The following is a 25,472-nucleotide window of genomic DNA, read 5'->3' as shown; positions in this document are numbered from 1 at the left end:
TCGGGTACTTCACTCCTCGTCAGAGCCGGATGGGCGGTCCTTCAGGCCCGCTCAGCTCTCGTCCTCGAGCCAGCCCATGGTCCGCTCGACGGCCTTGAGCCAGCTCTTGTACTCACGGTCGCGGGTCTCCGCGTCCATGCGGGGGGTCCATTCGGCGGCCCGGCGCCAGTTGGCGCGCAGTTCGTCGGTGCTGGACCAGAAGCCGACGGCGAGACCGGCGGCGTAGGCGGCGCCGAGACAGGTGGTCTCGGCGACCATGGGGCGCACCACGGGGGCGTCGAGCACGTCCGCGAGCGTCTGCATCAGCAGGTTGTTCGCGGTCATGCCGCCGTCCACCTTGAGCGTGGTCAGCTCGACGCCGGAGTCCTTGGTCATGGCGTCCGCGATCTCCCGCGTCTGCCAGGCCGTGGCCTCCAGGACGGCGCGCGCGATGTGCGCCTTGGTGACGTACCGGGTCAGGCCCGCGATCACACCGCGCGCGTCGGAGCGCCAGTGCGGGGCGAACAGGCCGGAGAAGGCCGGTACGAAGTAGGCGCCGCCGTTGTCCTCGACCGAGAGCGCGAGCGTCTCGATCTCGGCGGCGGTGGAGATGAGGCCCATCTGGTCGCGCATCCACTGCACCAGCGAGCCGGTGACGGCGATGGAGCCCTCCAGGGCGTACACCGTCGGCTGGTCACCGATCTTGTAGCCGACCGTGGTCAGCAGACCGGCGTAGGAGTTGATGATCTTCTCACCGGTGTTCATCACCATGAAGGTGCCGGTGCCGTAGGTGGACTTGGTCTCGCCCTCGGAGAAGCAGGTCTGGCCGAACAGGGCCGCCTGCTGGTCGCCGAGCGCGGAGGCCACCGGGATGCCACCGAGCAGGTCGCCGAGGCTGCCGCCGCTGATCTCGCCGTAGACCTCGGCGGAGGAGCGGATCTCGGGCAGCATCTCCATGGGGACGCCGATGGACTCGCAGATCTTCTTGTCCCACTGCATGGTGTGCAGGTTCATCAGCATGGTGCGCGAGGCGTTGGTGACGTCGGTGACGTGCTTGCCGCCGTCCGTGCCGCCGGTCAGGTTCCAGATGACCCAGCTGTCCATGGTGCCGAAGAGGATGTCGCCGGCCTCGGCGCGCTCGCGCAGGCCCTCGACGTTGTCCAGGAGCCAGCGGGCCTTGGGCCCGGCGAAGTACGAGGCCAGCGGCAGGCCGGTCTCGCGGCGGAAGCGGTCCTGGCCGACGTTGCGGCCCAGCTCCCGGCAGAGGGCGTCGGTGCGGGTGTCCTGCCAGACGATGGCGTTGTGGACGGGCTCACCGGTGTTCTTGTCCCACAGCACGGTGGTCTCGCGCTGGTTGGTGATGCCGATGGCCTTGATGTCGTCGCGGGTGATGCCGGCCTTCTCGACGGCTCCGGCGACGACCTCCTGGACGTTGGTCCAGATCTCGTTCGCGTCGTGCTCGACCCAGCCCGGCTTCGGGAAGATCTGCTCGTGCTCCTTCTGGTCGACGGAGACGATCCGGCCGTCCCGGTCGAAGACGATGCAGCGCGAGGAGGTCGTGCCCTGGTCGATCGCCGCGATGAACGGGCCTGCGGTGTGGGCGTCGGTCACTGTGTGCTCCTGGGGGATCCGAGGTGAGGGTGCGGTGCGTGCGGTGTGTACGGCGCGTACTCGAATGATCGGCGCTTTTGCGACAAATCGTTACTCGTCAAGCAAAAGCGACGTTGTAGATACCCGCAGCGATCGCGCCGCCGATCAGTGGACCGACGACCGGGATCCACGCGTAGCTCCAGTCCGAACCGCCCTTGTTGGGCAGCGGCAGCAGGGCGTGCACGATGCGCGGGCCCAGGTCGCGGGCCGGGTTGATCGCGTACCCCGTCGGGCCGCCGAGCGAGAGGCCGATGCCGACGACCACCAGTGCGGTGATCAGGGCGCCCAGGGTGCCCAGACCGTTGCCCTTGTCGTTCAGGCCCTGGGTGAGCACCGCCAGGACCAGCACCAGAGTGCCGATGATCTCCGTGAGGAGGTTCTGCACGGCGTTCCGGATCTCCGGGCCGGTGGAGAAGATGCCCAGGACCGGGCCCGCGGCGGCTTCCTCGGCCTCGACCGCCTTGACCGTGTCCTGCGCGCCGGGCCCGCCGACGATCTCCCGGTCGGTGAGATGGGCGTGGAACTGGCCGTAGTACGCCACCCAGACCAGCGTCGCGCCGATCATCGCGCCGAGCAGCTGACCGCCCCAGTAGACCGGGAGGTCACTGAAGTCCTTGTCCTTGATGGCGAGCGCGAGCGTCACGGCCGGGTTCAGATGCGCGCCCGACAGCGGCGCGGAGGTGTAGACCGCCGTCAGAACGGCGAAACCCCACCCGAAGGCGATGGCGAGCCAGCCGGCGCCCCGCGCCTTGGAGGCCTTCAGTGTCACGGCGGCACACACACCGCCGCCGAGCAGGATGAGTATGGCGGTACCGATGGTCTCGCCGATGAAGATGTCGGAGCTGGACACCCGCGACTCCTTTGTCCTTCGTCCAGGGAAAGCCGAACCCCGCGTCCCTTCGGGGGTTCTCGTGCCCTCGGGGATGAGAGCGGTGTCGGCCCTAGGCGCTGTCACACCCTAACGCGCATTAACGGCAAGTGTTCGACAATGCCGACCGATGGACGGGAGTCTTGCTTCGGGGTCGTCCATGCGTCAAGGGTTCTGTAATCGAAAACGCGATCGTTACTGATCGGCTGGGGCTATCGCCCGGGACGGGCGTGAAGGCGCGCGGAGGGAGTACGGGCGAGCGTGCGCGCATGCGTGTCACCGCCCCGGGCGGCGCGCCGGGGGCGGGGATCACGGCCGGACAGGCCGGTGCGACTTCAGAAGCGGGCCGCGCCCAGGTCCCGGGACACCGCCCGGGCACAGTCGCGCACCGCCGCGATCAGTTCCGGGCGCAGGTCGCCCTCGCGGCACAGCCGCTCCACGGCGCCGGTGATGCCGACCGCGCCCACCGGCATGCGGCGGCGGTCGTGGACGGGGGCGGCGATGGACGCCATGCCCTCCCAGGTCTCCTCCACGTCGGCGGCGTAACCCCGCGCGCGCGTGAGGTCGAGGATGTGCTCGAAGTCCTCGGGACCGCACACCGTACGGTCGGTGAACGCCTTGCGCGGGGCCTCCAGGGCCTCGCTGTGGGCCACCGGGTCGTACGCGGCGAGCACCTTGCCGAGCGCCGTCGAGTGCAGCGGCTGCATGGCGCCGATCTCCAGCACCTGCCTGCTGTCGTCCGGGCGGAAGACGTGGTGCACGATCAGCACGCCCTGCTGGTGCAGCACCCCCAGGTGCACGCTCTCCCCGCTGGAGCGGGCCAGGTCGTCGGTCCACACCAGCGCCCGCGCGCGCAGCTCGTGCACGTCCAGATAGGTGGTGCCGAGGCGCAGCAGCTCCGCGCCCAGCTGATAGCGCCCGGACGCCTCGTCCTGTTCGACGAAGCCCTCGTGCTGGAGGGTGCGCAGGATGCCGTGCGCCGTGCCCTTGGCGAGGCCCAGCGACGAGGCGATGTCCGACAGTCCGAGCCGTCGCTCGCCACCCGCGAGCAGGCGCAGCATCGCGGCCGCCCGTTCGAGCGACTGGATGTTCCGTGCCATCGCCGTCCTACCTCCGTCCGCTCCGGCCGCCGTCGGACGACACCGCGGGTATCTGACACCTGACACCTCAGGCATCGTTCGACAATGCCGAACAGTACCGGTCCATGCCGACCTCCCGCCAATGACCGCGCCGTACCACCGCCGACGGCGGAATCTTCCGCGCCGCCCGGAGCGGCCGGTTCCGCCGTCCGCGTCCGTGTGGTGGACGCCGGTGCCCATCCAAGCCCACCGCCGGTTAGTCTGACGCCGTGCCCCTCGCCCGGCTCGCCGGGGGAGGGCGCATAGCCGACAGCCGTCGCATCCCAGGGAGCCCCTTCATGGCCTCGTCGCCGACGTCCCCCCACGCCGACCTCCGGACCCGTGTGTCCGCCCTCCGAGAGGCACTGGCCACCCGCGTGGTGGTCGCCGACGGAGCGATGGGCACCATGCTCCAGGCCCAGGAGCCCACGCTCGACGACTTCCAGCAGCTCGAAGGCTGCAACGAGATCCTGAACCTCACCCGCCCGGACATCGTCCGTTCGGTCCACGACGCCTACTTCGCCGTCGGCGTCGACTGCGTCGAGACCAACACCTTCGGCGCCAACCACTCCGCCCTCGGCGAGTACGACATCCCCGAGCGCGTCCACGAGCTGTCCGAGTCCGGCGCCCGCGTCGCCCGCGAGGTCGCCGACGAGTACACCGCCCGGGACGGCCGCGCCCGCTGGGTCCTCGGCTCGATCGGCCCCGGCACCAAGCTGCCCACCCTCGGCCACGCCCCGTACACCACCCTGCGCGACGCCTACCAGCGCAACGCCGAGGGCCTGGTCACCGGCGGCGCCGACGCCCTGCTGGTGGAGACCACCCAGGACCTGCTCCAGACCAAGGCCGCCGTCCTCGGCGCCCGGCGCGGCCTGGACGCCCTCGGCCTGGACCTGCCCGTCATCGTCTCGGTGACCGTGGAGACCACCGGCACCATGCTGCTCGGCTCCGAGATCGGCGCCGCGCTCACCGCGCTCGAGCCGCTGGGCATCGACATGATCGGCCTGAACTGCGCCACCGGCCCCGCCGAGATGAGCGAGCACCTGCGCCACCTCGCGCGCAACGCCCGCATCCCGCTGTCCTGCATGCCCAACGCCGGTCTGCCCGTGCTCGGCAAGGACGGCGCCCACTACCCGCTCACCGCGCCGGAACTGGCCGACGCCCAGGAGACCTTCGTCCGCGAGTACGGCCTCTCACTGGTCGGCGGCTGCTGCGGCACCACCCCCGAGCATCTGCGCCAGGTCGTCGAGCGCGTCCGGGACCTCACCCCCACCGAGCGCAGCCCCCGCCCCGAGCCGGGCGCCGCCTCGCTCTACCAGTCGGTGCCGTTCCGTCAGGACACCGCCTATCTGGCCATCGGCGAGCGCACCAACGCCAACGGCTCCAAGAAGTTCCGCGAGGCCATGCTGGAGGGCCGCTGGGACGACTGCGTGGAACTGGCGCGCGAACAGATCCGCGAGGGCGCGCACATGCTCGACCTGTGCGTGGACTACGTCGGCCGCGACGGCGTCGCCGACATGGAGGAACTGGCGGGCCGCTTCGCCACCGCCTCCACCCTGCCGATCGTCCTGGACTCCACCGAGGTCGACGTCCTGCGCGCCGGTCTGGAGAAGCTGGGCGGGCGCGCGGTCATCAACTCCGTCAACTACGAGGACGGCGACGGCCCCGAGTCCCGCTTCGCGAAGGTCACCCGGCTCGCCCAGGAGCACGGCGCCGCGCTGATCGCGCTCACCATCGACGAGGAGGGCCAGGCCCGCACCCCCGAGAAGAAGGTCGAGATCGCCGAACGGCTCATCGACGACCTCACCGGGAACTGGGGCATCCGCGAGGAGGACATCCTCGTGGACTGCCTGACCTTCACCATCTGCACCGGCCAGGAGGAGTCCCGCAGGGACGGCATCGCCACCATCGAGGCGATCCGCGAGCTGAAGCGCCGTCACCCGGACGTGCAGACCACGCTCGGCCTGTCCAACATCTCCTTCGGCCTCAACCCGGCCGCCCGCATCCTGCTCAACTCCGTCTTCCTGGACGAGTGCGTCAAGGCGGGCCTGGACTCGGCCATCGTGCACGCCTCCAAGATCCTGCCCATCGCCCGCTTCAGCGAGGAAGAGGTCACCACCGCTCTCGACCTCGTCCACGACCGCCGCGCCGAGGGCTACGACCCGCTCCAGAAGCTGATGGCGCTGTTCGAGGGCGCCACCGCCAAGTCCCTCAAGGCGGGCAAGGCCGAGGAACTGGCCGCCCTCCCGCTGGACGAACGCCTCAAGCGCCGCATCATCGACGGCGAGAAGAACGGCCTGGAGGCCGACCTGGACGAGGCGCTGACGGAGCGTCCGGCCCTCGACATCGTCAACGACACCCTCCTGGACGGCATGAAGGTGGTCGGCGAGCTGTTCGGCTCCGGCCAGATGCAGCTGCCGTTCGTCCTCCAGTCCGCCGAGGTCATGAAGACCGCGGTCGCCCACCTGGAACCGCACATGGAGAAGTCCGACGCCGAGGGCAAGGGCACCATCGTGCTGGCCACCGTCCGCGGCGACGTCCACGACATCGGCAAGAACCTCGTCGACATCATCCTGTCCAACAACGGCTACAACGTCGTCAACCTCGGCATCAAGCAGCCCGTCTCCGCGATCCTGGACGCCGCCGAGGAACACAGCGCCGACGTCATCGGCATGTCCGGCCTCCTCGTCAAGTCCACCGTGATCATGAAGGAGAACCTGGAGGAGCTGAACCAGCGCGGCCTCGCCGCCGACTACCCCGTCATCCTCGGCGGCGCCGCCCTCACCCGCGCCTACGTCGAACAGGACCTGCACGAGATCTACGAGGGCGAGGTCCGCTACGCCCGCGACGCCTTCGAGGGACTGCGCCTCATGGACGCCCTCATCGGCGTCAAGCGCGGCGTCCCCGGCGCCAAGCTGCCCGAACTCAAGCAGCGCCGGGTCCGCCCGGCCGTCGTGGAGGTCGAGGAGCGGCCCGAGGAGGGCCACGTCCGCTCCGACGTCGCCGTCGACAACCCCGTCCCCGCCCCGCCCTTCTGGGGCACCCGCGTCGTCAAGGGCATCCAGCTCAAGGAATACGCGTCCTGGCTGGACGAGGGCGCGCTGTTCAAGGGTCAGTGGGGCCTGAAGCAGGCCCGCGCCGGAGACGGCCCGACCTACGAGGAGCTGGTGGAGACCGAGGGCCGCCCCCGGCTGCGCGGCCTCATCGACCGCCTCCAGACCGAGAACCTGCTCGAAGCGGCCGTCGTGTACGGCTACTTCCCCTGCGTCTCCAAGGACGACGACCTCATCATCCTGGACGAGCGCGGCAACGAACGCACCCGCTTCACCTTCCCGCGCCAGCGCCGGGGCCGCCGCTTGTGCCTGGCCGACTTCTTCCGCCCCGAGGAGTCGGGGGAGACGGATGTGGTCGGCCTCCAGGTCGTCACCGTCGGCTCGCGCATCGGCGAGGAGACCGCCCGCCTCTTCGCCGCCGACGCCTACCGCGAATACCTCGAACTCCACGGCCTGTCCGTGCAGCTGGCCGAGGCACTGGCCGAGTACTGGCACGCCCGGGTCCGCTCCGAACTCGGCTTCGCGGGCGAGGACCCGAACCAGATCGAGGACATGTTCGCCCTCAAGTACCGGGGCGCCCGCTTCTCCCTCGGCTACGGCGCCTGCCCCGACCTCGCCGACCGGGCCAAGATCGCCACGCTGCTGGAGCCCGAGCGCATCGGCGTCCAGCTGAGCGAGGAGTTCCAGCTCCACCCCGAGCAGTCCACCGATGCCATCGTGATCCACCACCCCGAGGCGAAGTACTTCAACGCACGCTGAGAGGGGGCGCGCGGCGGGCCCGTGACAAGGCCCGTCACAGCGCACCCACAGCGGCCTCCGGGCACGCCGGAACACCCCCTGGCCTGCGGCGCAGGCTTCTCCGGTGTACCCCGGCGCGCCCCGGATAAACGAGGCGATTCACCGCGCGGAGACGTACACTGGTCGGTCCATCGCAGGCCGGCTCCCTGTCCGGGAGCCGGCCTGGTCGTCCCTCAAGGAGGTGCGCCCGGATGACCAGTACGGTCCCCGCGCCCGGCCCCGCTCGGGCAACGCAGACCACCACGGCCGAGGATTTCGCCCTGCAGGCGGTCCTGCTGGACATGGACGGCACCCTGGTGGACACAGAGGGTTTCTGGTGGGACGTGGAGGTGGAGGTCTTCGCCGCCCTCGGCCACGCCCTGGACGAGTCCTGGCGGCATGTCGTGGTCGGCGGCCCCATGACCCGCAGCGCGGGCTTCCTCATCGAGGCCACCGGCGCCGACATCACCCTCGAAGAGGTCTCCGTCCTGCTCAACGACGGCTTCGAGCGGCGCATCGGCCGCGCCCTGCCGCTGATGCCCGGCGCCGCCGACCTCCTCGCCGAACTCCACCGCCACCGCGTCCCGACCGCCCTGGTCTCCGCCTCCCACCGGCGCATCATCGACCGGGTGCTGACCGTCCTCGGCCCGCACCACTTCACCCTGTCCATCGGCGGCGACGAGGTCTCCCGCACCAAGCCGCACCCCGACCCCTACCTCCTCGCCGCCGCAGGACTCGGCGCCGACCCGGCCCGCTGCGCGGTCGTCGAGGACACCGCCACCGGCGTCGCCGCCGCCGAGGCAGCGGGCTGCCATGTCGTGGCCGTGCCCTCCATCGCCCCCATCGTCCCGGCCCACCGGCGCACCGTCGTCACCTCGCTGGAGAGCGTCGACCTGGCCTTCCTGCGCGGGCTGCTGGCGGGCCGTCACTAGCGGACGCCCATGACGGTCCGGCCGGCCCCCGCCCGGTCGTCACTCTGCGAATTCCGGTGACGGTCACCGGAGTTGAATTGTGAGGTTCGCCACTCGGAAAGGTCTGGACAGCGCGCGGACCGTATGCCGACCACCCCGAAACCGGGGTGGTCGGCCGGTCTTTGTGTCCCAGTTGATGATCCGTTGCACCAATCCTGCCAGTGTCGGTTTTTCGGTGCGTCCACACCCGGTTTCACTGCGTGATGAGCCCTCAGCTCGGGCACGCGTCGGCCGTTCAGCGGGCGCGGACTAATGTCGTCGCGACAACATCGCAGCAACTCCCGTGAACCGCCGCGCCACCCCTCGTCGCCGGGTCCACGGAACCGAACGCTCTGGAGAAAGCCCCGCATGAACCGCAAGACTCTGGTGCTGCCGGCAGTGGCCGGCCTGCTTACGCCGGTGCTCGCCGCGTGCGGTGGATCGGACAGCGGGAGTCAGGGCGGCAAGCCCATCGTCGTCGGTACCACGGACCAGTTCACCGCCACGTCGGACGCCCCCGCGCCGCTCGACCCCGCCTACGCGTACGACGTCGGCACCTGGAACGTCCTCCGCCAGACCGTGCAGACCCTCATGACCCAGCCCAAGGGCGAGGGCAACCCGGTCCCCGAGGCCGCCGAGAGCTGCGGCTTCACCGACTCCGGCAACGAGCGCTACGCCTGCAAGCTGCGTGACGGCCTGAAGTTCGCCAACGGCGACCCCGTCACCGCCGCCGACGTCAAGTTCTCGATCGACCGCGCCATCCACCTCAAGGCGGAAAGTGGCGTCTCCGCCCTGCTCAACACCGTCGACACGGTGGAGACCCAGGGCGACCGCGACGTCATCTTCCACCTGAAGTCGGCCGACGCGACCTTCCCGTACAAGCTGTCCACGCCGGTCGCGGGCATCGTCAACCCGAAGATCTACTCCGCCGACAAGCTCCGCGACGGCTTCCAGGTGGACGGCTCCGGCCCGTACACCTTCAAGGCCGAGGTCAAGAACAACGCGGTCGTCAGCGCCACGTACACGAAGAACCCGAACTACAAGGGCAGCACCAAGCTCAACAACGACAAGGTCGAGATCCGGTCCTTCGCCAGCGCGCAGGCCATGGGCGCCGCCCTCGACCGCGGCGACGTCGACGTCATGACCCGCACCATGACCCCGTCGCAGATCCAGAAGCTGGACTCCGGCTCCGACGAGAACGCCGAGCTGGTCGACATGCCCGGCCTCGAGATCCGCTACCTGGCCTTCAACACCAACGCCACCACCGTCAAGGACAAGGCCGTCCGCCAGGCCATGGCCCAGGTCATCGACCGCGGCGAGCTGGTCTCCAAGGTCTACGGCACCCAGGCCGAGCCGCTGTACTCGCTCGTCCCGGCCACCCTCGCGGGCCACTCCAACTCGTTCTTCAACAAGTACGGCGACCCGAGCGTCCCGAAGGCCAAGGACCTGCTCGTCAAGGCCGGCATCACCACCCCGATCAAGCTGACGCTGCACTACACCACCGACCACTACGGCTCGGTGACCAAGCAGGAGTTCCAGATCCTGCAGAAGCAGCTCAACGACAGCGGCCTGTTCGACGTGAGCATCCAGGGCCACCCCTGGGCCACCTTCCGCCCCGCGGAGCAGAAGGGCGCCTACGACGTCTACGGCATGGGCTGGTTCCCCGACTTCCCCGACGCCGACAACTACGTCGCGCCCTTCCTCGACAAGGACAACTTCCTCGGCTCGCCCTACTCGAACACCACCATCCAGCGCACTCTGATCCCCCAGAGCCGCCGCGAGGCGGACCGGCTGGACGCGGCCAAGACCCTGACGACCATTCAGGACACCGTCGCGGAGGACGTCCCCGTGCTGCCCCTGTGGCAGGGCAAGCAGTACGTTGCCGCGCGGGACGACATCACTGGCGTCTCCTACGCCCTGAACTCCTCCTCGACGCTTCAGCTGTGGGAGCTCGGCCGTGGCGTGAGCGGCTGACGGCTCCCTCGCCGGGGCCGGGACGCCGTCCCCCGGAGGCCCCCGACGAGAACGCACATGCGGTGAACATGCGCACCCCCTGGCCAGTCCTGCCCCTCGTGGCAGGGCTGGCCTGCGGTCTGTCGACCGGCTGCGGCACGAGCGGCGACGGCTCCGGCCCTGCGGATTCACCGACACCCGGGCCACCGTCTTCCGATGCGAACTGAAGGACGGCCTGAAGTTCAGCAACGGCGAGCACACCGTCGTCTTCCACCTCACCACCCCGGACACGCCAAGGGCGCCCTCCCACAGGAAGGGCGCCCCTCGCCGTCGTACCGCCCCCGGCGCTACTGCTGCGCCCCCGGACGCACCAGCCCGCTCTCGTACGCGTACACCGCCGCCTGCACCCGGTCACGCAGGCCCAGCTTCGTCAGCACATGCCCCACATGCGTCTTCACCGTCGTCTCGCTGACGAACAGCTCCGCCGCGATCTCCGCGTTCGACAGCCCCCGCGCCACCAGCTTCAGCACCTCGACCTCACGGTCCGTCAGCGTGTGCAGCGTGTCCCGCGCGGGCTCCTCGCCCGAGGGCAGATGCGTCGCGTACTTGTCCAGCAGCCGACGCGTGATGCTCGGCGCCAGCATCGCCTCACCCGCCGCCACCACCCGGATCGCCTGCACCAGCTCGTTCGCCGGGGCGTCCTTCAGCAGGAAACCGCTCGCCCCCGCCCTGAGCGCCTCCACCACGTACTCGTCCAGATCGAACGTGGTCAGCACCAGCACCTTCGCCGGACCGTCCCGGCCAGGACCGGTGATCTGCCGGGTCGCCTCCACCCCGTCCATCCGGGGCATACGGATGTCCATCAGGACCACATCCGGCTGCAACGCACGCACCTGGTCGAGAGCCTGCAGACCGTCCCCGGCCTCACCGACGACCGCGATGTCCGGCTCGGCCTCCAGGATCATCCGGAAGCCCGTACGCAGCAGCGGCTGGTCGTCCACCAGCAGGACACGGATCGCCACGTGACAACTCCTTCGCTAGTCGGACCCCATTCTGCCCAACCCGTCGGCCGCGGACTCCGGCGCCCTCACCGGCAGCGGATACGGCGGGGGAGTACCACCGAACTCCGGACAGCACGCCTGGTGGTCGCACCAGCCGCACAGCTTCGTCGGCCGGGGCCGCCACTCACCCGTCTCCGTCGCCCGCGAGATCGACTCCCACAGCGCCAGCAGCCGCCGCTCCATCCGCTCCAGATCCCCCGGCACCGGGTCGTACGTCAGCACGTCCCCGCTGCCCAGATACACCAGCTGCAGCCGCCGGGGCACCACCCGCTTCAGCCGCCACACCACCAGCGCGTAGAACTTCATCTGGAACAGCGCGCCCTCGGCGTACTCCGGACGGGGCGCCTTGCCCGTCTTGTAGTCGACGATCCGCACCTCACCGGTCGGCGCCACGTCCACCCGGTCGATGATCCCGCGCAGCCGCAGCCCCGACTCCAGCTCCGCCTCCACGAACAGCTCACGCTCGGCGGGCTCCAGACGCGTCGGGTCCTCAAGGGAGAACCAGCGCTCCACAAGCCGCTCCGCCTCACCCAGCCAGCGCGCCAGCCGCTCGCCCTCCGGATCGTCCGCGAACAGCTCGCCGATCTCCGGCCTGCTCTCCCGCAGCCGGTCCCACTGCCCGGGCACCAGCGACTTCGCCCGCGGCGCCGTACGCTCCACCGCGGGCGCGTCGAAAAGCCGCTCCAGCACCGCGTGCACCAGCGTGCCCCGCGTCGCCGCCTCGCTCGGCTTCTCCGGCAGCCGGTCGATCACCCGGAACCGGTACAGCAGCGGACACTGCATGAAGTCGCTCGCCCGCGACGGCGACAGCGACGTGGGCGCCGCCGGAGCCCGCCGCCCACCCGCGCCGTCCCCGGCGGGCGCCGGTCCGGGCACGGTGACGGGCACCGTCACACCCGCCGGGGCCGCGCCCTCCACCACGCCCGGCGCCGTCCCCGTGTCCTCACTGCTGCTGTCCATGACCACAGACCATAAGGCCCCCCACCGACAGCGACCCACTTCCACCGGGCGTCACCAGCCCCCGGCCGGGGCACACACAAGGGGTGCCGAGGCGTACCGCACCACCCCGGCCGCATACCATCGACCCGAGACCCTTGTGCCCACCGGCGCGAGGACGCTTCGAACGAGGGGACACCGTGGACGTGAGCGGCGGAAACGGGCAGCCGCGGTCCGGTAGCGACGAGCCGGCCGGCCACCCCGAAGTCCCTGCGACCCCCAGTACCGGCCCCGGGAACCCGGACCCCGGCCGGGAGCCGGAGCACGACACCCACGGCCCCGACGACACGGCCCCGGCCCCCGAACAGCCCCGGCAGGCGCCCCAGACCCCCCAGGCGCCCCAGCCGGGCCCGGAGGGCCACCGCGACGGCCGCACCCCCGACGGCGACCCGGCCCACGACCACCGCACCCTCGCCCACTCCGGCACCGGCAGCGGCCCCGGCGGCCCCGGCAAGGGCGAACCGCCCCAGCCCCCCGCCGAACCCGGCGGCGGCATCCTCATGGGCCGCCCGTTCGGCGTACCCGTCTACGTCGCACCCAGCTGGTTCCTCGTCGCCGCCCTCATCACCTGGGTCTTCGGCGGCCAGCTCGACCAGGTCCTGCCCGAACTCGGCGCCGCCCGCTACCTCGTCTCCCTCTTCTTCGCCGTCGCCTTCTACGCCTCGGTCCTCGTCCACGAACTCGCCCACACCGTCGCCGCCCTCCGCTTCAAACTCCCGGTACGCCGCATCCAGCTCCAGTTCTTCGGCGGCGTCTCCGAGATCGAGAAGGAGGCCGAGACCCCCGGACGCGAGTTCGTCCTCGCCTTCGTCGGACCCCTGCTCTCCCTGATCCTCGCCGGGCTCTTCTACCTCGCCCTCAAACCCGTCCAGCCCGGCACCGTCCCCGGCGTCCTGCTCGCCGGACTGATGATCTCCAACCTCATCGTCGCCATCTTCAACCTGCTCCCCGGCCTGCCCCTGGACGGCGGCCGGATGCTGCGCGCCGTCGTCTGGAAGATCACCGGCAAGCCCATGACCGGCACCGTCGCCGCCGCCTGGGTCGGCCGCGCCCTCGCCCTCACCGTCCTGATCGGCCTGCCCCTGCTCAACCACTCCCGCTTCTTCGGCGGCGACGCCGACCTCGGCAGCATGGACACCATCACCGACGCCCTGCTCGCCGCGATCCTCGCCGCCATCATCTGGACCGGCGCCGGAAACAGCCTCCGCATGGCCCGGCTGCGCGAACACCTCCCCGAGCTGAGCGCCCGCACCCTCACCCGCCGCGCCGTCCCCGTCGAGACCGACACCCCGCTCTCCGAGGCCCTGCGCCGCGCCAACGCCGCCGGAGCCCGCGCCCTCGTCGTCGTCGACCCCGACGGCACCCCCCTCTCCCTCGTCCGCGAGTCCGCCATCGTCGGCATCCCCGAACACCGCCGCCCCTGGGTCGCCGTCAGCGGCCTCGCCCAGGACATCACCGACGGCATGCGCGTCTCCGCCGAACTCACCGGCGAAGAACTCCTCGACACCCTCCGCGCCGCCCCCGCCACCGAATACCTCGTCGTAGAGGAGACCGGCGAGATCTACGGCGTCCTGTCCGCGGCGGACGTGGAGAGGGCCTTCGTGAAGGCCATGGCAAGGCCCGCCTGACAACGGCGTGAGGGCGAGCGGGCCTCTCTTGGGGGCGCGGGGAACTGCGCGAGCGACCACACGCGGCCCGCACCCGCGCACCCACCGTCGCTTGCTGCCCCTGTCGACGGTCAAGCCCCCGGCAGGGAACCGGTAGGCTGGTCTTATGTCCGAACCGACCGGTGCCGCCCGCAGGCGCGGGCCCTTCAAGGTCGGGGACCAGGTTCAGCTGACCGACCCCAAGGGCCGTCACTACACGTTCACGCTCGAAGCCGGGAAGAACTTCCACACCCACAAGGGCTCCTTCCCGCACGACGAACTGATCGGCGCCCCCGAGGGCAGCGTTGTCCGCACCACCGGCAACGTCGCCTACCTCGCGCTGCGCCCCCTGCTCCCCGACTACGTCCTGTCCATGCCCCGAGGGGCAGCCGTCGTCTACCCGAAGGACGCGGGGCAGATCCTCGCCTTCGCCGACATCTTCCCCGGCGCCCGCGTCGTCGAGGCCGGCGTCGGCTCCGGCTCGCTCAGCAGCTTCCTGCTGCGCGCCATCGGCGACCAGGGCATGCTGCACTCCTACGAGCGCCGCGAGGACTTCGCCGAGATCGCCAAGCAGAACGTGGAGCGCTACTTCGGCGGCGAACACCCCGCCTGGCAGCTCACCGTCGGCGACCTCCAGGACAACCTGTCCGACACCGACGTCGACCGCGTCATCCTCGACATGCTCGCCCCCTGGGAATGCCTGGAAGCCGTCTCCAAGGCACTCGTCCCCGGCGGCATCCTCTGCTGCTACGTGGCCACCACCACCCAGCTCGCCCGGACCGTCGAGTCCATCCGCGAGATCGGCTGCTTCAACGAGCCGACCGCCTGGGAGACGATGATCCGCAACTGGCACATCGAGGGCCTGGCCGTCCGCCCGGACCACCGCATGATCGGCCACACCGGCTTCCTGCTCACCGCCCGCCGTCTCGCCGACGGCGTCGAGCCGCCCATGCGCCGCCGCCGCCCCGCCAAGGGCGCCTACGGCGAGGACTACGCAGGACCCAACGCCGACGGCGGCTCCGGCCGCTGACCGGCCCCCACCCCGCACAACGCACAGGCGCCGTGGCCGAGTTACCGGATCCCCTCCGGAACTCGGCCACGGCGCCTTCCGCTTGACCCCGCACCAGAAACCACACCCCCGCACCCACCCGGCCCGCCACCACTGGAAACCGGCCCCCACCCCGCCGTTCCCCCCGCACAGTGACCTGTGGCACCATGCTGGCCACCCCCTCGGCACAGCCCTCACAGGAGACACTCCTAGTGCAGCAATCCGCCGTCCCGGAGCTCGCCCACGCCCACCCCCAGCCCATCCACTGGGCCGGCACCGCCACCGCGGTCGCCGGGGTGATCGCCCTGTGCTCCCTCGTGCAGCCCGGCCCGGCCACCGCCGCCCAGGCGACCCCCGCCACCGGCACCCCCGCGCCCGCCCGCACCACCGCCGCGCCACCCACCACCGCGGGCATCGCCTTCCCGCTGGACTGCGGCCCGGTCAAGTCCGTGGTCGCCAAGAAGGCCACCGGCGACCTCGACGGAGACGGCAACCCCGAGACCGTCGCCGTCGTCCACTGCGACTCCGCCATGGGCACCCCGCCCGACGGCGTCTACGTCCTCACCCGGAACTCCGACGGCACCGGCTCCCGCGTCGTCGCCACCCTCGTCGACCCCAAGGACCGGCTCACCGTCACCGACCTCGCCGTACGCGCGCGTGCCGTGACCGCCACACTCCTCGGCTACTCCTCCGACGACGTGCCCAGCTGCTGCCCCGACGTGAAGAAGCCCGCCCAGTGGCAGTGGAAGGGCAACGCCTTCATACGCTCCACGCCCACGGCGTCCCACAGCGTCTGACCGCGCCCGTACGCGCATACACGCGCGCGCGTGCCGCCGGTCTCCACCGGCACGCACGCGCGCCCCACCTCACCGGGTCCGTCCGGCCCCCGCTCAGTCCGCGTCGGGGCCGTACACCTCGACCTTGTCCGAAACGCGGCGTACATGGATGCACGCGCCCGGACACTCCTTCGCCGAGTCCACCACGTCCGTCAGCAGCGGCAGCGGCACACCCGTGGTGGCCCCCACCTCCTGGAGCAGCTCGTCGTCGGCGCTCTTCACATAGGCCAGCCCGTCGATGTCCAGCTCGAACACCTCCGGCGCGTACTGGGCGCAGATGCCGTCGCCGGTACACAGGTCCTGGTCGATCCAGACCTCCAGCGCCTCGCCGCCCGGGGCCTCCTGCTGCACGGTCACCTCTCCTGCCGTCGGTTCGCCGGGCGACGGTCCGGGCACGCGCCCCGGCCCGGTCGGTCCCGGCCGCTCATGAACACCCCGACCCTACCTCCCGCCCGCTTTTTGCTCCTGTGCGCCGGGGTGCGGGGGTTTCTCCCCCGCGCACGGCAGGTACGGCGCGCGGTCGTGCGCCACCGGGCACCGGCGAAATCAAGCCGCCCCTCAGTGGCCCCCGAAGCCCCCTCGCCTCACCCCGGTCACCCCGCTCATCGCTCTGTGTGATCATCGTACGAACTCTCGTACTCCTGCCCAGGAACCGGCCGGACGACCCGCACCGGACAACTCCAGCCACTCCTGAAGGGTCTTGACCACACCCGGCACGGAACAAGCGGCTTCCGAATCACGTTGAGTGGGTATCCCCTCCGTGCGAGAGGGAGCGCAGCGGGTGACCGACGACACACCTTGACAGTCTTTGTGATCTAGGGGTTTCAATCGACACCCACCCAGGTAGGGTCTGGAAGCGTCCAGCTCCCCTTGGAGGAGGTGAGGACCGTGGCAGCCCACGACGACGACATGAACCGCGGCATCCGCCCGGGACGAGGGTCCGACGACCCGGCCGGGCAGATCGCCTACCTTGAGCAGGAGATCGCCGTCCTGCGACGCAAGCTCGCCGACTCTCCGCGGCACACGAGGATTCTCGAGGAGCGGATCGTCGAGCTGCAGACCAACCTGGCCGGCGTCTCCGCACAGAACGAACGCCTGGCCAACACACTCCGTGAGGCCCGCGACCAGATCGTGGCCCTCAAGGAAGAGGTCGACCGGCTCGCCCAGCCCCCCGCAGGCTTCGGAGTCTTCCTCCAGGCCAACGAGGACGGCACCGCCGACATCTTCACCGGCGGCCGCAAACTCCGCGTGAACGTGAGCCCCAGCGTCGAACTCGACGAACTCAGGCGCGGCCAGGAGCTGATGCTCAACGAAGCTCTCAACGTGGTCGAGGCCATGGAGTTCGAGAGCGTCGGCGACATCGTCACCCTCAAGGAGATCCTCGAGGACGGCGAACGCGCCCTGGTACTGGGCCACACCGACGAGGAACGAGTGGTCCGGCTCGCCGAACCCCTGCGGGGCATCACCATCCGGCCCGGCGACGCCCTCCTGCTCGAACCCCGCTCCGGCTATGTCTACGAGATCGTCCCCAAGAGCGAGGTCGAAGAACTCGTCCTCGAAGAGGTCCCCGACATCGGCTACGAGCAGATCGGCGGCCTCGGCGGCCAGATCGAGGCCATCCGCGACGCGGTCGAGCTGCCGTACCTCTACCCCGACCTGTTCAAGGAGCACGAACTCCGCCCGCCCAAGGGAGTCCTCCTCTACGGACCCCCCGGATGCGGCAAGACACTCATCGCCAAGGCCGTCGCCAACTCGCTGGCCAAGAAGGTCGCCGAAGTCACCGGACAGGCCGCAGGCAAGAGCTTCTTCCTCAACATCAAGGGCCCCGAACTCCTCAACAAGTACGTCGGCGAGACCGAACGCCAGATCCGGCTCGTCTTCCAGCGAGCCCGCGAGAAGGCCAGCGAGGGCACCCCCGTCATCGTCTTCTTCGACGAGATGGAATCCCTCTTCCGCACCCGGGGATCCGGCGTCAGCTCGGACGTGGAGAACACCATCGTCCCCCAGCTCCTCGCCGAGATCGACGGCGTGGAAGGCCTGCAGAACGTGGTCGTCATCGGCGCCTCCAACCGCGAGGACATGATCGACCCCGCCATCCTGCGCCCCGGCCGACTCGACGTGAAGATCAAGATCGAGCGCCCGGACGCCGAGGCCGCCAAGGACATCTTCGGCAAGTACCTCACCGAACGCCTCCCCCTGCACGCCGACGACCTCGGCGAACACGGCGGCGACAAGACCACCACCGTCCAGAGCATGATCCAGACGGCGGTCGAGCAGATGTACGCCGAATCCGAGGAAAACCGCTTCCTGGAAGTCACCTACGCCAACGGCGACAAGGAAGTCCTGTACTTCAAGGACTTCAATTCCGGCGCCATGATCGAGAACATCGTGGGCCGCGCCAAGAAGATGGCGATCAAGGACTTCCTCGAAAAGACCCAGAAGGGCCTCCGCGTCTCCCACCTCCTCCAGGCCTGCGTGGACGAGTTCAAGGAGAACGAGGACCTGCCCAACACCACCAACCCGGACGACTGGGCCCGCATCTCCGGAAAGAAGGGCGAGCGGATCGTCTACATCCGCACCCTCATCACCGGAAAGCAGGGCGCGGACACCGGACGCTCCATCGACACGGTGGCGAACACCGGTCAGTACCTGTAAAAGGCCGGCCGGCTGCGGGTGCCCCCGGCGGGGCACCCGCAGCCGCCTGCTTTCCGGACCGCCACCGCAGCAGGCAAAGACGCAAATGATCTCCACACCAGCGCAAAGGCGTTCTAGGCTCTTTCCTACCGCCGAGTCGCGCAGTGCGGGGACGGGCACCGCACACGCACCGGAGCGCCAGCGGTACGCGAGCGGCGCCCACCACCGAGGGTGCCGCCGGGCAAGGAGGGCCGCATGACCGTACGGCGAGTAATGGGCATCGAGACGGAGTACGGCATCTCCGTCCCCGGCCACCCCAACGCCAATGCCATGCTCACCTCGTCCCAGATCGTCAACGCCTACGCGGCGGCGATGCACCGGGCCCGCCGGGCCCGCTGGGACTTCGAGGAGGAGAACCCGCTGCGCGACGCGCGCGGCTTCGACCTCGCACGGGAGGCCGCCGACTCCAGCCAGCTCACCGACGAGGACATCGGCCTCGCCAACGTCATCCTCACCAACGGCGCCCGCCTCTACGTCGACCACGCCCACCCCGAGTACAGCGCCCCCGAGGTCACCAACCCCCGCGACGCCGTCCTCTGGGACAAGGCGGGCGAACGCATCATGGCCGAGGCCGCCGAGCGGGCCGCCGCGCTGCCCGGCGCCCAGCCCATCCACCTCTACAAGAACAACACCGACAACAAGGGCGCCTCCTACGGCACGCACGAGAACTACCTGATGAAGCGGGAGACCGCCTTCTCGGACATCGTGCGCCACCTGACGCCCTTCTTCGTCTCCCGGCAGGTCTTCGCGGGCGCCGGACGCGTCGGCATCGGCCAGGACGGCCACGAACACGGCTTCCAGCTCAGCCAGCGCGCCGACTACTTCGAGGTCGAGGTCGGCCTGGAGACCACCCTCAAGCGGCCCATCATCAACACCCGCGACGAACCCCACGCGGACGCGGAGAAGTACCGCCGACTGCATGTGATCATCGGCGACGCCAACCTCTCCGAGATCTCGACCTACCTCAAGCTCGGCACCACGGCGCTGGTCCTCTCCATGATCGAGGACGGCTTCATCGCGGTGGACCTCGCCGTCGACCAGCCCGTCCGCACCCTCCACCAGGTCTCGCACGACCCCTCCCTCAAGCACCTCGTCACGCTGCGCAGCGGGCGCACGCTCACCGCGGTCCAGCTGCAGATGGAGTACTTCGAGCTGTCGCGCAAGTACGTGGAGGAGCGCTACGGCGCCGACGCGGACGAGCAGACCAAGGACGTGCTCACCCGCTGGGAGGACACGCTCACCCGGCTGGAGAACGACCCGATGAGCCTGGCCGGTGAGCTGGACTGGGTCGCCAAGCGGGAGCTGATGGAGGGCTACCGCCGTCGCGACGACCTCGACTGGGACGCCGCCCGGCTGCACCTGGTCGACCTCCAGTACGCCGACGTACGCCCCGAGAAGGGCCTCTACAACCGGCTGGCGGCCCGGGGACGCATGAAGCGGCTCCTGACCGAGGACGAGGTCGAGCGGGCGCGTACGGCGCCGCCGGAGGACACCCGGGCGTACTTCCGCGGGCGCTGCCTGGAGCAGTACGCGGACGACGTCGCCGCGGCCTCCTGGGACTCGGTCATCTTCGACCTGCCGGGCCGGGACTCGCTCCAGCGGGTGCCGACCCTGGAACCGCTTCGCGGAACGCGAAATCACGTCAAGGAGCTGCTGGACCGCTGCCGCACGGCGGACGAGCTGGTCAGGGTGCTCTCCGGCAATTGAAACCCCAGCTTGGGGCATTGATTGGGTTCTCTTCGCAGGGTGGAAATCCCGGCGCCAGGGAATCATCGAGATGGCCCCCGTACGTTCCCTGAACTACGGGGCCGATGTCGGACCCGGCTTGTAGGGTCTGATCATCACCGAACGGCGAACTGAGCGGGGTGAGGGTTATGGCGACCAAGGACACCGGCGGCGGCCAGCAGAAGGCCACACGCTCCACCGAAGAAGTCGAAGAGCAGACACAGGACGCACAGGGCTCCGAGGACCTCAAGGAGCGCCAGGAAAAACTGAGCGACGACGTGGACGACGTCCTCGACGAGATTGATGACGTCCTCGAGGCTAATGCCGAGGATTTCGTTCGGAGCTTCGTTCAAAAAGGCGGCGAGTAGCCTTTAGATCGAAGGTTCGGGGGGCGTCAGGGTTGGCAATTGAAGAAGGTGTGAAACGCTGCCCGCGGTGTGCGGAGCTCAAGCCGCGAGCAGCGTTCGCACGAAACAAGGCGATGCGGGATGGCTTGCAGGCCTACTGCAGGGAGTGCTCGGCCGCTTACCACCAGGCACGTCAGGTGGCCAAGGGGCGCAACGTTCGGCCTCGAGTGGATGTGCCGGACGGGCACAAGTACTGCCGGACGTGTGGTCAGATCAAGCCGCACAGCGAGTGGCATCGCAACGCCACTGCGTCCGACGGCCTGTCGACCCGCTGCAAGTCATGCCGGGTCGTCCAGGGGCGGCAGGGGCACCTGAAGCGCCAGTACGGAATCACCGAGGCTGAGCGCGATGAACTAATCGCCTCGCAAGGCGGTGTCTGCTGCATCTGTCTTTCCGCTCCGCCGGCGCATGTGGATCACTGCCATGAGACGGGTAGGGTCCGAGGCGTACTGTGCTTCAGCTGCAATGCCGCACTGGGGCAGTTCAAGGATCGGCCCGATGTCATAAGGCGGGCTGCCGAATACGTGGAAGGAAACGCGTGGAAGCCAACACTCGTAGCACCGGGCGTCTACCGGCTGCCTTCCTGACGCCTGGGTCGTCCTCGTTCATGGACTTCTTGTCCGACCACCAGCCCGAGCTGCTGCCCGGGAAGCGGACGTTGCCGCCCACGCAGGGGGTGATCGAGGCTCCGCATGGGACGACCATCGTGGCCGTGACGTTCCCCGGGGGCGTCGTGCTCGCCGGTGACCGGCGGGCCACCATGGGGAACGTCATCGCGCAGCGGGACATCGAGAAGGTGTTCCCGGCGGACGAGTACTCGGCCGTCGGTATCGCCGGCACCGCCGGTCTCGCCGTGGAGATGGTGAAGCTCTTCCAGCTGGAGCTGGAGCACTTCGAGAAGGTCGAGGGCGCCCAGCTGTCCCTGGAGGGCAAGGCGAACCGCCTGTCGACCATGATCCGTTCCAACCTCGGCATGGCCATGCAGGGCCTGGCCGTGGTCCCCCTGTTCGCGGGGTACGACGTGGACCGCGACAAGGGCCGCATCTTCTCCTACGACGTCACCGGCGGCCGTTCCGAGGAGCACAACTTCGCGGCGACGGGCTCCGGCTCGGTGTTCGCGCGGGGTGCGATGAAGAAGCTGTTCCGGGACGACCTGACCGAGGAGCAGGCCACCACGCTGGTCGTCCAGGCGCTGTACGACGCGGCCGACGACGACTCGGCGACCGGTGGTCCCGACGTCGCCCGCCGGATCTACCCGATCATCACCGTGATCACCGAGGACGGCTTCCGCAGGCTGACCGAGGACGAGGCGTCCGAGATCTCCCGTGCGGTGCTCCAGCGGCGCCTGGAGGAGCCGGACGGCCCGCGGGCCGCGCTGCTCTGAGCGCGCCCTGACTTCCCAGCCGGACTTCTCAAGCCGAGGTGATCCAGTGACCATGACAGAAAGGGACGGATAACCGGTGTCGACGCCGTTCTATGTCTCACCCCAGCAGGCCATGGCGGACCGCGCGGAGTACGCCCGCAAGGGCATCGCGCGCGGTCGCAGCCTGGTGGTCATGCAGTACGCCGACGGCATCGTCTTCGTCGGTGAGAACCCGTCCCGTGCGCTGCACAAGTTCAGCGAGATCTACGACCGGATCGGCTTCGCGGCCGCCGGTAAGTACAACGAGTACGAGAATCTGCGTATCGGCGGTGTGCGGTACGCGGACCTGCGGGGTTACACCTACGACCGGGACGATGTGACCGCGCGCGGTCTGGCGAACGTGTACGCGCAGACGCTGGGCACGATCTTCTCCTCGGCGGCCGAGAAGCCGTACGAGGTGGAGCTGGTGGTGGCGGAGGTCGGGGAGACGCCGGACGGCGACCAGATCTACCGGCTGCCGCACGACGGTTCCATCGTGGACGAGCACGGCTCGGTGGCGGTGGGCGGCAACGCGGAGCAGATCAGCACGTTCCTGGATCAGCGGCACCGGGACGGGATGACGCTGGCGGAGGCGCTGAAGCTGGCGGTGCAGGCGCTGTCGCGGGACACGAACGGCAGTGAGCGGGAGATTCCGGCGGAGCGCCTCGAGGTGGCGGTGCTGGACCGTACGCGCCCGCAGAAGCGGAAGTTCAAGCGGATCGTGGGCCGTCAGCTGGATCGTCTGCTGGCGGCGGACGGTGCGGCGACGGAGGCGGAGAGTTCTGAGGAGGAGGGTTCCGAGGAGGAGTGATCCTCCCGTGGCTCTGGTGAAGCCCCGGCCGGTTCTCCGGCCGGGGCTTCAGCGTGTCCGGGGCAGCGGGCTGTGGCCTCCTGGTGGCCCTTAGGCGTCCCGTGCCGGGCCTGTGGAGCCTCGTACGACGAGCTGGACGGGGATGTCGCCGTTCGTGGGTGCGCGGCCGTCCAGGACGGCCAGGAGGGCTTCCATGCCGCGTTCGCCGAAGAGTTCGGCGTCGAGGCGGACGGTGGTGAGTTCGGGGTCGAGGGCGGTGGCGAGGGCGAGGTCGTCGAGGCCGGTGACGGAGATGTCGTCGGGGACGCGCAGTCCGAGGCGGCGCAGGGCCTTGTAGGCGCCTGCGGCGAGTTTGTCGTCGTCGCAGACGATGGCGGTGGGCCGGGGTCCGGGGGTGGTGAGGGCGGCTTCGGTGGCGGCGCGGGCGTCGTCGATGGTGATGGGGGCGGTGGTGGTGCGCAGCCGGGTGCCGGGGACGGTGGTGAGGCGGTCGGCGAGTTCGCGGGCGCGGGCGCGGAAGGTCCAGGAGGGGATGTCGGCGGCGAGGTGGAGGATGTGGCGGTGGCCGAGGGCGAGGAGGTGTTCGGTGACCTGGCGGACGCCGTCGGCGATGTCGAGGTTGACGGTGGCGGCGCCGAGGCTGCCGTGGGGGTCGCTGTCGAGCATGACGAGGGGGAGTTGGTCGCCGCGGATGGCGGTGAGGGCGTCGGCGGCCATGGAGGAGGCGATGACGCCGTCGAGGGCGGCTTCGGCGGAGGCGAAGGGGTCGCGGGCCGGTCCGACGCCTTCGGGGGAGGGGTAGAGGACGACGCCGAAGCCGTGGCGGGCGGCGATGCGGGCGGCGCCGGTGTAGACGCCTGCGAAGAATTCGGTGGTGAGGGCGGGGACGACGAGGAGGATGGTGCGGGTGCTGCCGAGGCGGAGGTTGCGGGCGGCGAGGTTGGGGCGGTAGCCGAGGGTGCGGGCGGCTTGGCGGACGCGTTCGGCGGTGGTCTCGGAGACGCGGCCGCGCCATTTGTCGCCGAGGACGAGGGAGACGGCGGCTTGGGAGACTCCGGCGGCCTGGGCCACGTCACGGCTGGTCGGGCGCGTGCTGCTGCTGCGTGCCACCGTGGGCCTGCTCTTTCGTGTGGACGGGTGAACAGCGCACATGGTACGTATGAATGCGTTAGTTATACGTAACACTTCGGAGGCGTCGAGGCGGCCCGGAGGGGCTTGGGCGAAGGGCGGCACATGGCGACGGGGTATCTGGAGATCCTGCGGGCGAAACACGCGGTGAGGCTGCTGACCGGCACTCTGGTGGGCCGGCTGCCCAACGCGGTGGCGTCGATCGCGCTGCTGCTGTTCGTGCGGGCCGAGGGGGGTTCGTACAGCCTGGCGGGGGCGCTGGCGGCGGTGTACGGGGTGGCGAACGCGGTGGGGCAGCCGTTGCTGGGCCGTCTGGTGGATGTCTTGGGGCAGCCCCGGGTGCAGCTTCCGGCGGCGGTGCTTTCGGCGCTGGCGATGGCGGGGTTCGCCTTCGCGGGGATCGGTCCGCTGCCGCTGGCGTACGTCCTGGTGGCGGCCTCGGGGCTGTTCACGCCGCCGCTGGAGGGCGGGCTGCGGGCGCTGTGGCCGTCGGTGCTGCGCCGGGAGGATCAGGTGCACACGGCGTATGCGCTGGACGCGGTGGCCCAGGAGGTCATGTTCACGGCGGGTCCGCTCCTTGTGACGCTGTGCGTGTCGCTGTGGTCGGAGCGGGCGGCGCTGCTGGTGCTGAACGCGGTGGGGGTGCTGGGGGCGTTGTCGGTGGTGCTCTCGCGGCCGTCGCGGCAGTGGCGTTCGGAGCCGAGGGAGGCGCACTGGCTGGGTGCGCTGCGGTCGCCGGGGCTGCTGGCGCTGCTGGCGGCGTTCCTGTTCGTGGGGATCGCGATGGGGTCGATCGCGGTGGCGGCGGTGTCGTACGCGGACGGGCACGGTGGTGACGCGGTGTACGGCTGGATGATGGCGGGGGTCGGTCTGGGCGCGCTGGTGGGCGGCACGGTGTACGGGGCGCGGCGCTGGGCGGGGGCTCCGGAGCGGCGGCTGCGGGTGCTGGTGGCGCTGCTGGCGGTGTGTTACGTGCCGCTCACGTTGATGCCGGGTCCGGTGCCGATGGTGCTGCTGTCGGTGCTGGCGGGGGTGTTCCTGGCGCCGTGCATCGCGTGTGCGTTCGTGATCGTGGACCGGCATGCTCCGGTGGGGACGGTCACGGAGGCGTTCTCGTGGCTGGTGACGACGTTCGTGGTGGGTGCGTCGGTGGGGACGGGGCTGGCTGGTCCGGTGGTGGAGGCGGGCGGGGCGCTGTGGGGTTTCGCGCTGCCGGGTGCGGCGGGGGCCGTGTCGTTGCTGGTCCTGCTGGCGACCGGGCGGGTGCTGACGGGTCCGGCGGTGGGCGGGGTCGTGGTGGTGTCCTCGGAAAATGATCCGAATCGTGCTGCCCAACCCCGTTTCAGTTCAGGGGATCGGGCGTAATGTTC

Annotated in this window: 20 protein-coding genes; 13 read left to right on the top strand and 7 right to left on the bottom strand. The window is 70.0% G+C overall.

Features of this window, described 5'->3' with window-relative positions:
• Window positions 1-51: 51 nt before the first annotated feature.
• The 3 genes from glpK to B079_RS0128070 all read right to left on the bottom strand — a co-directional run bounded on the left by glpK (window position 52) and on the right by B079_RS0128070 (window position 3,597).
• On the bottom strand, window positions 52-1,590 hold the full coding sequence (glpK, locus tag B079_RS0128080; RefSeq protein WP_018549178.1) for a glycerol kinase GlpK: 1,539 nt from the start codon (window positions 1,588-1,590) through the stop codon (window positions 52-54).
• Between the two features lie 97 nt (window positions 1,591-1,687).
• Entirely contained in the window at window positions 1,688-2,479 is a 792-nt protein-coding gene (locus B079_RS0128075; protein ID WP_018549177.1) for an MIP/aquaporin family protein, read from the bottom strand.
• A gap of 353 nt (window positions 2,480-2,832) precedes the next feature.
• Entirely contained in the window at window positions 2,833-3,597 is a 765-nt protein-coding gene (locus tag B079_RS0128070) for an IclR family transcriptional regulator (RefSeq protein ID WP_018549176.1), read from the bottom strand.
• 317 nt (window positions 3,598-3,914) lie between these two features.
• Here B079_RS0128070 and metH point away from each other — a divergent pair, with 317 nt between their 5' ends.
• The 3 genes from metH to B079_RS0128055 all read left to right on the top strand — a co-directional run bounded on the left by metH (window position 3,915) and on the right by B079_RS0128055 (window position 10,369).
• Window positions 3,915-7,427, top strand: a complete 3,513-nt coding sequence (gene metH, locus B079_RS0128065; RefSeq protein ID WP_018549175.1) for a methionine synthase — start codon at window positions 3,915-3,917, stop codon at window positions 7,425-7,427.
• Between the two features lie 230 nt (window positions 7,428-7,657).
• Window positions 7,658-8,377, top strand: a complete 720-nt coding sequence (locus B079_RS0128060; protein WP_018549174.1) for an HAD family hydrolase — start codon at window positions 7,658-7,660, stop codon at window positions 8,375-8,377.
• A 387-nt stretch (window positions 8,378-8,764) separates the two neighbouring features.
• Window positions 8,765-10,369: an ABC transporter substrate-binding protein gene (locus B079_RS0128055; RefSeq protein ID WP_018549173.1), complete on the top strand. Its 1,605-nt coding sequence runs from the start codon at window positions 8,765-8,767 to the stop codon at window positions 10,367-10,369.
• 326 nt (window positions 10,370-10,695) lie between these two features.
• On the opposite strand, the gene B079_RS0128050 is transcribed toward B079_RS0128055, so the two are convergent.
• Both B079_RS0128050 and B079_RS0128045 read right to left on the bottom strand, forming a co-directional pair.
• Window positions 10,696-11,370, bottom strand: coding sequence for a response regulator (locus B079_RS0128050; protein ID WP_018549172.1), 675 nt, complete (start codon window positions 11,368-11,370; stop codon window positions 10,696-10,698).
• Window positions 11,371-11,385: 15 nt separating this feature from the next.
• Complete coding sequence (locus tag B079_RS0128045; protein WP_026249157.1) at window positions 11,386-12,369, bottom strand: RecB family exonuclease; 984 nt, start codon at window positions 12,367-12,369, stop codon at window positions 11,386-11,388.
• Window positions 12,370-12,545: 176 nt separating this feature from the next.
• On the opposite strand from B079_RS0128045, the gene B079_RS0128040 reads away from it, so the two are divergent.
• The 3 genes from B079_RS0128040 to B079_RS0128030 all read left to right on the top strand — a co-directional run bounded on the left by B079_RS0128040 (window position 12,546) and on the right by B079_RS0128030 (window position 15,896).
• Complete coding sequence (locus B079_RS0128040; RefSeq protein ID WP_018549170.1) at window positions 12,546-14,033, top strand: site-2 protease family protein; 1,488 nt, start codon at window positions 12,546-12,548, stop codon at window positions 14,031-14,033.
• A 145-nt stretch (window positions 14,034-14,178) separates the two neighbouring features.
• A complete protein-coding gene (locus B079_RS0128035) occupies window positions 14,179-15,081 on the top strand; it encodes a tRNA (adenine-N1)-methyltransferase (protein WP_018549169.1) in 903 nt (300 codons plus the stop codon).
• Window positions 15,082-15,311: 230 nt separating this feature from the next.
• A complete protein-coding gene (locus B079_RS0128030) occupies window positions 15,312-15,896 on the top strand; it encodes a hypothetical protein (RefSeq protein ID WP_018549168.1) in 585 nt (194 codons plus the stop codon).
• Between the two features lie 93 nt (window positions 15,897-15,989).
• Here B079_RS0128030 and B079_RS0128025 read toward each other — a convergent pair whose 3' ends face one another.
• Complete coding sequence (locus B079_RS0128025) at window positions 15,990-16,292, bottom strand: ferredoxin (RefSeq protein WP_018549167.1); 303 nt, start codon at window positions 16,290-16,292, stop codon at window positions 15,990-15,992.
• Window positions 16,293-16,823: 531 nt separating this feature from the next.
• On the opposite strand from B079_RS0128025, the gene arc reads away from it, so the two are divergent.
• The 6 genes from arc to prcA all read left to right on the top strand — a co-directional run bounded on the left by arc (window position 16,824) and on the right by prcA (window position 22,974).
• Window positions 16,824-18,590: a proteasome ATPase gene (gene arc / locus B079_RS0128020; protein WP_018549166.1), complete on the top strand. Its 1,767-nt coding sequence runs from the start codon at window positions 16,824-16,826 to the stop codon at window positions 18,588-18,590.
• A 234-nt stretch (window positions 18,591-18,824) separates the two neighbouring features.
• Window positions 18,825-20,336, top strand: a complete 1,512-nt coding sequence (gene dop / locus B079_RS0128015) for a depupylase/deamidase Dop (RefSeq protein ID WP_420705796.1) — start codon at window positions 18,825-18,827, stop codon at window positions 20,334-20,336.
• A gap of 167 nt (window positions 20,337-20,503) precedes the next feature.
• Window positions 20,504-20,722 carry a ubiquitin-like protein Pup gene (locus B079_RS0128010; protein ID WP_018549164.1) on the top strand — a complete coding sequence of 73 codons (219 nt, stop codon included), beginning with the start codon at window positions 20,504-20,506 and terminating at the stop codon, window positions 20,720-20,722.
• A gap of 32 nt (window positions 20,723-20,754) precedes the next feature.
• The gene (locus B079_RS34360) at window positions 20,755-21,348 is read left to right on the top strand and encodes an endonuclease VII domain-containing protein (RefSeq protein WP_026249156.1); all 594 of its coding nucleotides are present in this window, start codon (window positions 20,755-20,757) and stop codon (window positions 21,346-21,348) included.
• On the top strand, window positions 21,300-22,145 hold the full coding sequence (prcB, locus tag B079_RS0128000) for a proteasome subunit beta (protein WP_026249155.1): 846 nt from the start codon (window positions 21,300-21,302) through the stop codon (window positions 22,143-22,145). Before B079_RS34360 ends, prcB begins: the two co-directional genes overlap by 49 nt.
• 76 nt (window positions 22,146-22,221) lie before the next feature.
• On the top strand, window positions 22,222-22,974 hold the full coding sequence (gene prcA, locus B079_RS0127995; protein ID WP_018549162.1) for a proteasome subunit alpha: 753 nt from the start codon (window positions 22,222-22,224) through the stop codon (window positions 22,972-22,974).
• Between the two features lie 90 nt (window positions 22,975-23,064).
• Here prcA and B079_RS0127990 read toward each other — a convergent pair whose 3' ends face one another.
• A complete protein-coding gene (locus B079_RS0127990; RefSeq protein WP_051095324.1) occupies window positions 23,065-24,126 on the bottom strand; it encodes a LacI family DNA-binding transcriptional regulator in 1,062 nt (353 codons plus the stop codon).
• Window positions 24,127-24,207: 81 nt separating this feature from the next.
• Here B079_RS0127990 and B079_RS0127985 point away from each other — a divergent pair, with 81 nt between their 5' ends.
• Window positions 24,208-25,467 carry an MFS transporter gene (locus B079_RS0127985; protein ID WP_018549160.1) on the top strand — a complete coding sequence of 420 codons (1,260 nt, stop codon included), beginning with the start codon at window positions 24,208-24,210 and terminating at the stop codon, window positions 25,465-25,467.
• Window positions 25,468-25,472: the final 5 nt, after the last annotated feature.

Origin of the sequence: Streptomyces sp. LaPpAH-108 (assembly GCF_000373625.1) — a bacterium.
Lineage (GTDB): Bacteria > Actinomycetota > Actinomycetes > Streptomycetales > Streptomycetaceae > Streptomyces.
Note: the sequence above shows the minus strand (reverse complement) of the source record. Positions and strands in the feature narration are given on the sequence as shown.